The following is a 12,956-nucleotide window of genomic DNA, read 5'->3' as shown; positions in this document are numbered from 1 at the left end:
TTACATACCAACCAAAATAAATGGAGCCCAATAGTATGGACGTGCATACTCTTCAGAATCCAGAAGAGAAAGCTTAGCCTGCCTTAGTGCAGTATTATAGCCATGATGTTCATTGTGCAGATTGTATCTGTAAAATTCAATCATCATCTGGGCTGTTGAGGCATCTGCCACCTGCCAGAGGGAAACAATGATGTTATTGGCTCCTGCGTATTGAAGCGCTCTGCTTAAACCGACAATGCCTTCTCCTTTTGCTACTTTTCCCAGGCCTGTTTCGCAGGCAGATAGAGTAACTAAATCAGCATCAATGTTCAGGTTATAAATTTCTCCGGTATATAGACTGCCGTCTTCTTCATTTCCGGGTTTTAGAAATATTCGTGAAAGCGCAGGTTCTGATTCATTTACAAATCCATGAGTCGCAAAGTGTAAGTAGCGAAACTTCCCAAGATTTTCTTTCTTAAAATTAAATTCACTAGCCTCTGTGCCAATGCATACTTTTGTTTCACAGTTGCTACCCATAAACAGGTAACGAATTTCATCGATTTCCTTTTCCGAACCCGGCAGAGCTGACATTCGCACTTCATTTTCATCGAAGTTTACAGGCGCGATGAGCAAAATCTCAGGGTCAATCTGTTCATTGTCTGCCTTTCTCTCGTTGAAGAGTGTCGCAGAGTAATCGTAGGAAATGTGATAATCGCGAATCAGGAAGCCGGCATCACTAAAAGTCTCTGTTTCATCGTCAGGATTAACAAAAGTTTCAAATGGCAGAGTGCCAAGTATCCCATCAGGCAGAATCACCAACTCCTGAATATCTGATTTCAATCTAGGAATAAGCAGTGCATGCAGATTTTTGGCAGCCTTGAAAAAAGTGCTTTTACTATTGTATTTAATTGCGTTCCTTAACCCAGTGGTGTATTTATTGAAATTATCTCCTTTCTGTTTTCGAATGGCTTCAACCTTCTTCTGTGTGATAATAAAAAGGTAGATGTCTTCTTCACCAAGGAAATAAGATAGAAGTGCTGCGTTTTCATGCAAGTGTTGCTGAACGGAAGCAATTGTTGCTATTGAGTGATCGTATTTGAGTTTGTAGTACTCCGGATACTGATTTTCTAAATTTGAAATGAACGTGCGATAGGCATTTTGATAGGTAAAGAGCAGGTCTTTCATTTCCTGGTTGTCTGCATTTTCCTGCTGTGCCAGCTGTTGCTCCAGGAAAGAGATCTCATCTTTCAGGCTGTCTTCCAGAAGAATTTGCTCCTCAGGGATACCCGCGAACTTCTTTGCTTTTGATTCTGTAATCGCTTCCAATAGTACCGATGATTTACTACGCTCGCAGAAATCAAAAGCCGTTTGAAGGTGTTTTTTACGATTAAAGCTCTGGTCGCTCAGGATGAGTGAAAGCTGAATACCATTTTCATAGACCTCTTTCGCAATTTGACCGAGCCGGAGTTTGTCCTGTTCATTCAATCGTTTTCTTCTAATGATAGTTATGAGATCGTCACACTTCTGATACGTTTCAATAGCGCCTACAATATCCCGAACATTGAGCGATTTTTCGAAATGCAACGCACCCAGTGCAATAGCTTTCGCCTGAAGAGTTCTGAGCAAGATATCTGCATTAAAATAGTTTTGAAGCTTCGGAAGATCATAAATGTCGGCATACACCTGCTCAGGTAAATTGGCATAAATAGCCCGTTGATAGAATTCTACTGAAGTTTTGAATTCTGATTTTGCCTTATAGATTTCTCCAATGAGGTAATAGGTGTTTGCTACGTCCGGGTGCTTCTCACCGAAAAGGCTGATATACATCTGCAATGCTTCCTTTTGGTTGAGTAGGGCGTTTTCATATTCTTCTTTTTCAAGGTGCACTCGCCCTATGATCGATTGGATGTAAGCTTTATTAGGATGTTCTTCATCATAGGAGGCATCATAGATGAGTTTCACCTCATTGAGTTGAGCCAATGCATCATCGTAATTCTCCTGCTCCATATTAGCAAAAGCGATGTTTAGGCTAGCTCTAAGTGCTCTTCGGCTGCTGTTACCTAATTTTTCCTCATAGATGCCTTTGGCGCGGTTGAAATAAATCAGTGCCTGAAGTGGATCACTGGTGAGGAATACACGCCCCAGGTTATTGTAAGAGTTTGCAGCCTCGATAGACTGTGCACCAAACAATTTTCTTCGTATAACGAAGGCCTGCTCGAGGTACTGTGCTGCAAGTTGTTTGTTTTCATTGTTTGTATAAACTAACCCCAAAGCATCCAGGCAGCTTGCCTTTGCTTCTGTATCCTCATTGGAGAAATGTCCTTCTGCCTTCAATAACACTTCAAGTGCGTCATCATTTCGCCCCAGGTTCAGGTAGCTAAGCCCGAGAAAAGTGAGTGCCTTAGCTTTTAATATGTTTTCATTGGGTGTTTCGTTCTCAATGAATGTCAGCGTGTTTTCTGCCAGACTTTTGGCATGAAAGGGATTGCCAGCATGGATTTGACAGTCGACCATACTAAGGTGAGTATCTACATACGAAGAAAATGCTGCATTAGCGAAATGGATGTCACTTGCCTCTTTATATTGTGTATACGCATTTTCATAGTCCCCTTCTGCATAAAATGACTCTGCCTGCTTTAACTGGATGTCCTGACCAAAGGCAAACTGTGAAAAAAACAGAAGTATAGACAGTCGCTTCATGAGGCTAGAATTTATATATATAGCTGATACTCAATACTTCATTGCGGGTTAGTCCGTCCGGATTAAAATCCCTATCTGTAAGCTTGTATCCTTTAATGACTTTTACACTATTATTTACGTCGAAGTGATATCCAAAGCTGGCAAGTACAGAAAGTGCCATTCCAGTAGTTCCGTCCAGCTTGCCACGCTCATCGGTACCCGGAATGATAGCTTCATCTTTAGTGATTCGCCAAATAGGTAAAGCACCAAGTGAAAAATTGAAATTGGTGAATCTCCAATTTCGCTCTACTCTGAGCATAACATCTATCCCTCGTTTTAACTCTCTGCCTCGATTGTAATCCTCCACATATTCAGGACTCGGATAAGTTGGAAAACCACTCCAGGTGAATTGATTATTATTTTCTGTAAGTGCTATTTGAATGCCAGTAGCAAAAAGCCATTTATTGCTGATTGCTGAAATGCCTGCGATTGCATCGAATGACCCTAAACTTGTCTGATAATACATATGCAGGGGAGCGTCCATTCCGCCCGTGTTTTCATTGTTCACCTTAGCATTGGAGTCATTGGTAGGGACTTTGGCACCCAGCGTACCATTGATGTTCCAGTTGCTTGTGGCCTTTAACAGGTAGGTATAGCTCAGAGAAATATCGCCCAGTCCTGCATTTTCGCCCAGGTTCCCCTTTATCCATTGGTAGGGCACCTTTATTTGGAAGGAGCTATAATCATTGATACCCAAAGTAAAATCAACCGTTGCAGCGCGGATGATTGGCGTGAGGAGGCTGGTGCCCTCATAATAATTGAATTCAATTGATCGGAGCTTGATCGCAATTCTTTTGCTGTAATTCTGATCGGGCTTCATTGCCCCCATCGTGCAAAACCCGGCATCACTACAGCCTTGTGAATAGGATGAAAATCGAAATGTAATGAGGATTGTGAGTATGATTAGGTACCGCATAATGAATTTGGTGGATTATGCCACTTACAATATTAATGATTTGCTATCCTTAACCTTCCATTTCCGAAACTATTTCATCGCTTGTCTACCAATTGTTCACAGGAATTAAACTCTTTTTCAAATTTTTTTAATAGAAAATTAAACCTCTGAAGGGATTCAATGTCAAAGCACCAAAATTGATTAAAACAAAACCGAAATATGAAAATCATGAAAAAGCTATTATTTATTACCGCAATCGCAGCAGTGTCTTTCCTTACATCATGTAGTGATGATAATGAAGTGAGTTCAGAAGATATTGTTGAATCAATGGACATGGAGTCGGAGGCTGCACTTGAGTCTAGTTATGAAGATATAGACCTGATAGTAGAGGCAAGTATGGAAACCGTTGATACAGGAGGAAGAATTGAAGAAGACGATATTCTGGATTGTGCAGTCGTTACGCATGACAGAGAAAATAACACCATGACTATTGATTATGGTGATGGATGTGAGGGACCTGGTGGGCGGATCAGAGCAGGCAAAATCCTCATTTCCTACAATGACCATAGGTTAGTTCCGGGAGCTTTCAGAGAAACAACTTTTGAGGATTTCAGCATTGATGGGGTTCTGGTTGAAGGCACCCGAAGAGTTGAAAATATTGCTGAGAGCACAGATGACCACCCTACTTTCAGTATTACGCTTACAGGTGGAAAACTAACGTTCGAAGATGAAACAACCGTGACCCGAGAAGCAGCAAGGACTCGTACCTGGATCAGGGCCAATAATCCGATTGATGATGAAGCGCAGGTTGAAGGAAATGCCAGTGGATCTAGAAGAGATGGGGTTACTTATTCCATGGAAATCATTGAACGATTGATATACAAAAGAGCTTGCTGGGCACGTGGGGTATATGTACCTGTTGCAGGAGTAAAGCAATTCACTTCTGGAGACAATGTGGCAATTGTGGATTACGGTGATGGTGAGTGTGATTACCTAGCTACCGTTACTGTCAATGATGGAGAACCATTCGAAATTACATTACGACCAAGAAGAAGATTAAGGTAGTCTAAGGTTGGTAAGTTTTCAGGTAGGAACGGCCCCATGATTCTTCGGATGAGTGGGGTTTTCCTTTTTTAAAGCGCAGAGGTAAAAACATAAGAAATAATATTTGCTCCCATTTTCAGCGCCTCCAATCTCACTTCTTGAGGATCATTGTATACCGACTGATCTTCCCACCCATTGCCTAGATCTGATTCATAGGAGTAAAAGCAAACTAATCGTCCCTCATAGATGATTCCATATCCTTTTGGTGGTTTTCCATCGTGCTGGTGAATCTTCGGTAGGCCATCATCAAAGTCAAACTTTTGGTGATAAATGGGATGATCAAAGGGAATTTCCACAAAATCCAGCTCCGGAAAAATCTTCTGTATTTCAATTTGTACAAACTGATCTAATCCATAGTTATCATCAATATGTAGGAAACCTCCCGAGGTTAGGTAGTTTCTGAGATTTTCTACCTGGGCATCATTGAAAACGACATTGCCATGGCCGGTCATATAGATGTATGGATAAAGAAAAAGGTCCGGACTACCTACCTCTACCACGTCTTCTGAGAGTGCCAGATTAGTATTTATCTGGTCATTGCAAAACTCTATCAGATTAGGAAGGGCGGTTTTATTCGCATACCAGTCACCGCCACCGTCATACTTTAGTTTGGCAATTTCTACCGGTTGAGCCAATGCCAGAATGTTGATAAATGAAAGTACAATCCAAAGATTCCTCATAGGTCAGTTATACTCCTCTTGACTTAAATGGTTTTATTCAAACAGCTCTTTTAAAGGCTCCCCATCAGCTCCACTTGGCAAAGAAATATTCAAAAGCATGGATAAGGTTGGGGCAATATCCGTGATAGCTACCTGTCTCACACTGTTACCTTTCCTGACGCCTTTCCCATAAAAGATGATTGGAATATGCGTATCGTAAGTGTATGGTGTTCGGTGGTCGGTTCCTTTCCTTCCCCACGCATCATTAAGCGTGCTGGGCTTCAGGATGTAGAGAATATCCCCGGATCGCTTGTTGTCATAACCATTTTGTAAGCGTATAAGCATAGGGTCTGTGAACATTCTCATCGCCACCAAATCGGCATCTAATGCATCTACAATGTAGTCTTCAGCCATGAGCGTCTTGATCACTTCCTTTTTAACTTCTGTTAGATTCAATTGCTTATCGTCCACAAGGTTTTTGTTTAAATAGACTTGCTCATTTATGATGGAGCTAACCCATTTTCCTTCTCCAAATCGTTCACTTAACCTATCATTAATCAAAGACCTAATGTATCCATTGTTGTGATACCCTGCTGGCATTTTGTTTTTGTACATGTATGCTGGAACATCCGTGGCACCATGATCGGCAGATAGGAAAACCAGGTAATTTCCCTCTCCAATCTTATCGTCAAGGAAGCTTAGAAATTCACTGATTTCACGATCCAGTCTCAGATAGGTGTCCTGGACCTCTTTCGATCGGGGACCAAACCGATGACCAATATCATCTGTGGCAGAAAAGCTCATCGTCAAAAAATCAGGAATTGAATCCATGCCAAGATTTTCTCCAATGACTGCCTCCATTGAAACTTCCTTAATCAAAGTGTTTGTAAACGGCGTGTATTTAAGCAAAGACATGTCTTTTTTGTGCTTTGACAAATCATGAGGAAAGGAGACACCCATACCCTTTCTTAATTCTTGCTCATATGGATTTTCATCTTCAATGCTCTCATTATAAGCTTCTCTCGCTTTCAAAAGCTCCCATTTTCCTGATAGGAATGCATTCGGTCGGTTGCGTTCGTTGTATTTCTCAATCCACGATGGAAGGTTCTTTTGATAATAGGTACTGGTGATCATGTTTCCACTTTCCAGATCGTACCAATATGCACCGGTTGGATTGTGACCAGCAGGAATTGCTGCACCTCTGTCTTTTAGTGAAACACCCACCACTCTTGAAGTGAAGTTGTAAAACAGTCTTAATTCATCCGTGATGGTGGTGGTTTTTACATTTCGTGGAGAAACTTCTCCATTAGAAACTCCTCCCACGACGGATGCTGTGCTATCATAAACACAATTGATTTTCTGATCGATTGAAGTGGCGTACCAGTCATTTCCAATGATACCATGCCGGGCTGGTGTAGTCCCAGTGTAGATAGAGGCATGTCCAGGGCCGGTTTTGGTAGGCATATAATCGTAATGGGCGTTTCTGAAAAGAAATCCATCATCAATTAGCCGCTTAAATCCACCACCATCAAAGTCATTGTAAAACCGAGAGATATAGTCATATCTCATCTGGTCTACAACAATTCCAACGACCAATCGCGGTTTTTCCTGAGACGTGCCTGCAAAAAACATTAAGATCAGAAGTCCAAAAAACGTTCTTTTCATAGAGATTGATTTCTAATGCGATGTGAAGGTATTAAACCAAAATTATTCCAGAGTTAAATTGTTTCATTGATTATATGAATTTTCGATAAAGAGAAGGGCCAATTGTATGGCATTAAGCCTGTAATTTTGCGGCCATGCAAGATAAAATCCTGATCCTCGATTTTGGTTCACAATACACACAGCTAATCGCTAGAAGAGTACGTGAGCTAAATGTTTATTGTGAAATTCATCCATTCAGCAAATTTGAGATCACTCCGGATATAAAAGGTGTGATATTATCAGGAGGTCCATGTTCCGTACTGGATCCTGGTTCTCCGGATATGAATATGGATGATCTGGGTGACTTACCGGTCTTAGGAATATGCTATGGGGCGCAGCTGTTGGTTCAAAAGAACGGAGGAAAAGTAGCTAAGTCGGATCACAGGGAATACGGAAGAGCCAACCTCAAAACGGTTGATTCACATTTTGATTTACTGAAAGAGATTGAGATTGGCAGTCAAGTATGGATGTCTCATGGAGATACCATTACCGATTTACCAACTAGTTTTCAGAAAATATCAGCCACGGAATCAATCCCTGTTGCTGCTTTCAAAATCAAGGATAAGCAAGTTTATGGAATTCAATTCCATCCTGAAGTAACGCATAGTACTCAAGGCAAAATAGTTCTAAGAAACTTTGTAGTTCACATCTGTGGAGCATCCCAGGATTGGACACCAGACATATTTGTTGAAGAAACAGTTGCATCATTGAAAAAGCAACTGGGAAATGATAAAGTAGTGCTAGGATTGTCCGGGGGTGTTGATTCTTCCGTTGCTGCCATGCTCATCCACCAGGCAATCGGTAAAAACCTGTATTGCATTTTTGTAGATAACGGACTCTTGCGAAAAGATGAATTTGAGGGTGTGCTGAAATCATACGAGGGCCTTGGACTAAATGTGAAAGGTGTTGATGCTAAGAACAGGTTTTATGACGAACTGAAAAATGAAACCGACCCGGAGAAGAAGCGAAAGATCATCGGCAGGGTGTTTATCGAGGTATTTGATCAGGAAGCGAAAAGCATCAAGGATGTGAAATGGCTGGGACAGGGCACCATTTATCCGGATGTGATCGAATCGGTATCCGTTAACGGACCGTCAGTTACGATCAAATCTCACCACAATGTGGGGGGACTTCCAGCAAAAATGAACTTGAAAGTAGTTGAGCCGCTAAACACCCTTTTTAAAGACGAGGTACGGAATGTGGGCAAAACATTAGAGGTACCTGATTTTATTTTGGGTCGTCATCCGTTCCCGGGACCTGGACTAGGCATTAGAATATTGGGAGACATTACTGCGGAGAAGGTACGCATCTTACAGGAGGTTGATTCAATATTTATCAATGGGTTGAAAGAGGGCGGCTTATACGATGAGGTATGGCAAGCCGGAGCGATGTTGCTGCCTGTGCAGTCAGTAGGTGTGATGGGTGACGAGCGAACGTATGAAAGCGTGGTAGCGCTCAGAGCGGTGACCAGCCTTGACGGGATGACTGCTGACTGGGTGCATCTACCATATGAATTTCTAGGTAGAATTTCAAATAAAATCATCAATCAGGTGAAAGGAGTGAACAGGGTGGTTTATGATATTAGCTCTAAGCCGCCTGCAACCATCGAGTGGGAATAATCATTAGTTTTGAAATAAAAATAGACCAGTGAGGATAACCATTTTCAGCTTACTCATCTTATCGTTTCTATTTGGATTCACTCAATCCAATCAGGGAGAATATCTGGAAGCAAAGCGTCAGTTTTCTCTGGGCAACTATCAGGTTGCTATGCAGGCATTTCAGCCATTGACCAATGATGCCACATTTGGTGAGTATGCCTCATTCTACTATGCATTGTCAGCGTTGAAGTCGAATCAGCCGAAAGTAGCTGAAGAAATGTGGAAGCAGATACAGGCAAAGTATCCGGACTGGGACAAACGGCAAGAGGTAGATTTTTGGCTGGCATATGTAGCCTTTCATCAGGGTAATATGTGGCAGGCGTTTCGTAAAGCTGAACAATTACCTGATTTATGGAGAAATAGCTTGATCGATGCGTTCCTTGGTAAGATGCCCATCGAGAGCCTGGATTCAGCTTACACGCTTAACCCTAACAATAAATATATCGGTGAGTACTATGCCAATTCAATCAAGTCCCAGCCTTATGAGGAGCGAGATCAGTTTATGCTGCAGGAACTGGCAGAAAAGTTTGATGTAGAGTTGGGATCAGACGAAAGTTTACCATTGGTCAAAAAAGATGAGTATGCTGTTGCGGTAGTGCTTCCATTTATGTACGAATCACTGGAAACCCCACAAACAGTCATTCGGAACTCCATCATTTTTGATTTATATCAAGGGATGGAACTTGCTCAGGCTGAGCTTGAAAAAGAAGATATTAGGCTCAATTTGTTTCCGTTCGACACACAGAAGAAAGGATCTGTAACTTATGATTTGATTAAAAACAAAAAGCTTGATAAAGCGGATGTAATTGTCGGGCCGCTTTACTCCGGACCATCAAACTTTATCAGTCAGTTTTCGAAGGAAAATAAAATTACGATGGTTAACCCTGTTTCATCCAATGAAGCGATCGTAGGAGACAATCCATACTCGTACCTTTTTAAACCAGCCTACAGCACACAAGGAAGAGAAGCGGCTAAATACGCTTCGAAGAAATTTACGGACAATAAAAAGCTATTCATTTTTTATGAAACTGACCGTGACAGTATCGTGGCAAACGCCTACCGAGAAACGATAGAAAAAGATAGTTTTTTTGTGGTTCAGTTTGCACGGCTTTCTAATGAAGATGCTCAACAGATCCAGAAAGACTTTACCGAGCAATACGAGGTTCGGTTGGATACCATGTACTCGCAATCGGAAATTGATTCTATTGCTTTGCTACCTGGCAGAATTGTTCGCACAAGAAGCCTGAGGAATGAACGAACCGGACGTATTATTCGAGATAATGAAGGAAATGATGTTATCGAATCGTATGAAGTGAAGTTCACCATTCAACCAGATAGTATTGGGCATATTTTCGCAGCTACTTCCAGCAATGTTTTAGCGAATAACTTCATCAGTATGGTTGAAGTGCGGAGTGACAGTATTGGCATTATCGGGTACGAAGATTGGCTGGATTTCTCTCTTGTCTCTTATTCACAGCTGGAGCGTTTGCAGGTGGATTTTTTAAGTCCTTCCTACTTCGATGATGAAAGCTTAAAGTATGAACGCCTTAGAGATAAATTCATTGAAAAAATTGGTCAAATGCCAAGTGAGTACCATCTCTACGGCTATGAACTCATTAAGCATTTGGGCTATTTGATGGATGAGCATGGAAAGTATTTTCAGCGAGGCTTAGTTAATGGCGATTATTATCCTGGGTATATTATGGAGGGATTAAAATACGGCCCATTCAAAGACAATCAGGTTGTTCCTATCACTACGTTGAAAGAGTTGGAATTACAAAACAGAAACGCAGAACAGAAAGTTGAAGGATCAGATGAATATAACGACGAGTAAAGAACTTTTTGAACGAGCACAAGACTATATTCCGGGTGGAGTAAATTCACCCGTCAGAGCTTTTAAAGCAGTGGGGGGCGACCCCATTTTTTTTGCTAAAGCAGAAGGGGCTTACATGTATGATGAGGATGGTAATTCATACATCGATCTTATCAATAGTTGGGGCCCGATGATTCTGGGTCATGCGAATAAAAAGATCGAGGAGGCTATTTTCAAGGCGGTTATTGGATCACCTTCATTTGGGGCTCCCTGTAGAATGGAGGTAGAGCTTGCAGAGCTGATTACCGAGATGGTGCCATCCATTGAGAAGGTACGGATGGTTAACTCCGGCACGGAAGCCACCATGTCGGCCATACGGCTGGCCAGAGGATTTACCAAAAAAGACAAGGTTATTAAGTTTGAAGGCTGCTACCACGGTCACGGAGATTCATTTCTGATAGCAGCTGGAAGTGGTGCTGCCACAATGGGGACACCAAATAGCCCTGGCGTCACAGAAGGAACAGCTAAAGACACTTTGCTTGCTCCTTTTAATGATCTGGAAAAAGTGAAGGAGGTTGTGGCTGCAAATAAGGGGCAGGTTGCTGCCATTATCGTGGAGCCTGTCGCAGGAAATATGGGGTGTGTTTTACCTGAGAAGGGATTTTTGGAAGGGTTAAGATCACTATGCGATGAAGAAGGTATCGTCCTCATTTTTGATGAGGTGATGACCGGATTCCGCCTTTCCAAAGGTGGGGCGCAAGAAGTATTTGGCGTACGCCCTGATCTTACTACTTTAGGTAAAATCATTGGTGCAGGTATGCCGGTAGGTGCCTATGGAGGCAGAAAGGATATCATGGATTTTGTGTCTCCTCAAGGTCCTGTTTACCAGGCCGGAACACTCTCGGGAAACCCTGTGGCTATGGCTGCCGGGTATGCACAGCTCAGCTATTTGAATGAACATCCGGAAGTGTATGAAAACCTGGAGAAAACGACCAAAAAAATACTATCAGGTTATCAAAAGGCACTAAAAAAACATAAGCGGGATTATACCATGAATCAGATTGGTAGTATGATCAGCTTGTTCTTCACCGATCAGAAAGTAACTGATTTTGAAAAGGCCAAAACGTGTGATACAGCGTTATTTGGTAAATATTTTCGATTTAATCTAGAGAATGGTGTATACCTTCCGCCAGCTCAGTTTGAGTCATGGTTTATTTCCACTAGTATAGAGGATAATGAAGTGAAGAAAATCATTCAAACTTTTGAAGCTTTCTTAGAGCAGCGCCAGGGATAGGAACACTCCTACTATCAAACCAAAGAGTAGTACAATGGAATATAGGAATCCGATAATTAACAATCGGAAAGTACTCCATATGTATTTTACTCCATACACACGATGAAAGCTTATGACAATGTATACGCAGGTTAAAAGCAGCGTGAATCCCAGACCAAAATCTTCGAAATCTTCAATTATCAGTGAGAATATCCAGACCCAACCCAATAGGAAGAAAAAGAAAGCATGGATGTGAATAGAATGGATCAGGTGTTTGATATACAATCCTTTGCGCCAGAACAATGCTTTTAATAGCAATGCATAGATTGGTAATATGAAGAAGATGATAATGGGAATTTGCCTCATGATATAATTATTGAGCGAGGCGGTTGTTTCCTGAGAAATCTTGATAACTTTTTCTGCTGCATATTGTCTATGCCAGCTATCAAATTCCAAATTCAAAGAGTCCATGATCTCGGGAGGCGTCAGAGTCGTGGTTACAATCAAATGATCTACCAGCTCTGATTTTGTTACAGGGATAGGCCATCCGTTTTGTGTAGTATCTGGCAAAGCATAGAGACTGTCAAATTTGTGCTGACTTAGTTCTTCCATTTCATCCTGAAATCCTCTAAGCTGGCGATCTTTCACAGTGGGTTCAAACATCTTGGCCATGAAGAAGAAATGAAAGATGCTAATGACCAGGTACCATCGGATAGGATTGGCATATAGTACCCTTCTACCTTCATTGAATGCTATTGTAAGTTTTCCCGGACTGAATAAGAATGGCTTGAATGAACGTCCAAAACGAGAATCCAGGGAAAAGAAATTTGACAGAAACTCACGTAGTAGCAAGCCAACGCTGACCTGGTTGTCTGTATTTTCCTGTCCGCAGTTCGGACAATAATTATGTTTTTGTTGAAGTAGCTCGCCGCAATTGAGGCAGGCTTTATGTTTCCTTCTCTTTTTCACCTGGTTTGAACTTATTGAGCAAAAAGGCCACTCCCCACATTCCCAGCGCGACTAAACTATAAATTAATTGGTTGGTTTCCGTCCTTAGCGAAAAGAAAAGAAAGACAAATGCCAGGATGGTAAATGTCCAGATTAGTGTGGGAAATAACTTCATTGGTCAATT

The 12,956-nt window shown here is 41.7% G+C and carries 10 protein-coding genes; 4 read left to right on the top strand and 6 right to left on the bottom strand.

Annotated elements, in window-relative coordinates:
- Both ACP14Y_RS04225 and ACP14Y_RS04220 read right to left on the bottom strand, forming a co-directional pair.
- Complete coding sequence (locus ACP14Y_RS04225; RefSeq protein WP_424961724.1) at nucleotides 1-2,679, bottom strand: CHAT domain-containing protein; 2,679 nt, start codon at nucleotides 2,677-2,679, stop codon at nucleotides 1-3.
- A gap of 4 nt (nucleotides 2,680-2,683) precedes the next feature.
- Nucleotides 2,684-3,634, bottom strand: a complete 951-nt coding sequence (locus tag ACP14Y_RS04220; RefSeq protein WP_424961723.1) for a hypothetical protein — start codon at nucleotides 3,632-3,634, stop codon at nucleotides 2,684-2,686.
- A 207-nt stretch (nucleotides 3,635-3,841) separates the two neighbouring features.
- On the opposite strand from ACP14Y_RS04220, the gene ACP14Y_RS04215 reads away from it, so the two are divergent.
- Nucleotides 3,842-4,678, top strand: coding sequence for a hypothetical protein (locus ACP14Y_RS04215; RefSeq protein WP_424961722.1), 837 nt, complete (start codon nucleotides 3,842-3,844; stop codon nucleotides 4,676-4,678).
- 68 nt (nucleotides 4,679-4,746) lie between these two features.
- Here the strand turns inward: ACP14Y_RS04215 and ACP14Y_RS04210 are convergent, their stop codons facing one another.
- Nucleotides 4,747-5,397: a DUF4159 domain-containing protein gene (locus tag ACP14Y_RS04210; RefSeq protein WP_424961721.1), complete on the bottom strand. Its 651-nt coding sequence runs from the start codon at nucleotides 5,395-5,397 to the stop codon at nucleotides 4,747-4,749.
- 33 nt (nucleotides 5,398-5,430) lie between these two features.
- A complete protein-coding gene (gene pafA, locus ACP14Y_RS04205) occupies nucleotides 5,431-7,041 on the bottom strand; it encodes an alkaline phosphatase PafA (RefSeq protein ID WP_424961720.1) in 1,611 nt (536 codons plus the stop codon).
- Between the two features lie 134 nt (nucleotides 7,042-7,175).
- On the opposite strand from pafA, the gene guaA reads away from it, so the two are divergent.
- The 3 genes from guaA to hemL are packed head-to-tail and all read left to right on the top strand — an operon-like array spanning nucleotide 7,176 to nucleotide 11,845.
- On the top strand, nucleotides 7,176-8,699 hold the full coding sequence (gene guaA, locus ACP14Y_RS04200) for a glutamine-hydrolyzing GMP synthase (protein WP_424961719.1): 1,524 nt from the start codon (nucleotides 7,176-7,178) through the stop codon (nucleotides 8,697-8,699).
- A gap of 28 nt (nucleotides 8,700-8,727) precedes the next feature.
- The gene (locus ACP14Y_RS04195) at nucleotides 8,728-10,572 is read left to right on the top strand and encodes a hypothetical protein (protein WP_424961718.1); all 1,845 of its coding nucleotides are present in this window, start codon (nucleotides 8,728-8,730) and stop codon (nucleotides 10,570-10,572) included.
- Entirely contained in the window at nucleotides 10,553-11,845 is a 1,293-nt protein-coding gene (gene hemL / locus ACP14Y_RS04190) for a glutamate-1-semialdehyde 2,1-aminomutase (protein WP_424961717.1), read from the top strand. The genes ACP14Y_RS04195 and hemL overlap by 20 nt, the downstream gene beginning before the upstream one ends.
- Here the strand turns inward: hemL and ACP14Y_RS04185 are convergent.
- Both ACP14Y_RS04185 and ACP14Y_RS04180 read right to left on the bottom strand, forming a co-directional pair.
- The gene (locus ACP14Y_RS04185; RefSeq protein ID WP_424961716.1) at nucleotides 11,825-12,793 is read right to left on the bottom strand and encodes a DUF3667 domain-containing protein; all 969 of its coding nucleotides are present in this window, start codon (nucleotides 12,791-12,793) and stop codon (nucleotides 11,825-11,827) included. The genes hemL and ACP14Y_RS04185 overlap by 21 nt on opposite strands.
- Entirely contained in the window at nucleotides 12,771-12,947 is a 177-nt protein-coding gene (locus ACP14Y_RS04180; protein WP_349563233.1) for a hypothetical protein, read from the bottom strand. Before ACP14Y_RS04180 ends, ACP14Y_RS04185 begins: the two co-directional genes overlap by 23 nt.
- Between the last annotated feature and the right edge of the window lie 9 nt (nucleotides 12,948-12,956).

The organism is Ekhidna sp. (assembly GCF_965247405.1).
Taxonomy (GTDB): Bacteria; Bacteroidota; Bacteroidia; order Cytophagales; family Cyclobacteriaceae; genus Ekhidna.
Note: the sequence above shows the minus strand (reverse complement) of the source record. Positions and strands in the feature narration are given on the sequence as shown.

Bases quoted from the DNA above. Each gene is read 5' to 3' on its own strand.
- ACP14Y_RS04225 (WP_424961724.1), bottom strand. From the start codon at position 2,679: ATGAAGCGACTGTCTATACTTCTGTTTTTTTCACAGTTTGCCTTTGGT.
- guaA (WP_424961719.1), top strand. From the start codon at position 7,176: ATGCAAGATAAAATCCTGATCCTCGATTTTGGTTCACAATACACACAG.
- ACP14Y_RS04210 (WP_424961721.1), bottom strand. From the start codon at position 5,397: ATGAGGAATCTTTGGATTGTACTTTCATTTATCAACATTCTGGCATTG.
- ACP14Y_RS04220 (WP_424961723.1), bottom strand. From the start codon at position 3,634: ATGCGGTACCTAATCATACTCACAATCCTCATTACATTTCGATTTTCA.
- ACP14Y_RS04180 (WP_349563233.1), bottom strand. From the start codon at position 12,947: ATGAAGTTATTTCCCACACTAATCTGGACATTTACCATCCTGGCATTT.
- ACP14Y_RS04215 (WP_424961722.1), top strand. From the start codon at position 3,842: ATGAAAAAGCTATTATTTATTACCGCAATCGCAGCAGTGTCTTTCCTT.
- pafA (WP_424961720.1), bottom strand. From the start codon at position 7,041: ATGAAAAGAACGTTTTTTGGACTTCTGATCTTAATGTTTTTTGCAGGC.
- hemL (WP_424961717.1), top strand. From the start codon at position 10,553: ATGAATATAACGACGAGTAAAGAACTTTTTGAACGAGCACAAGACTAT.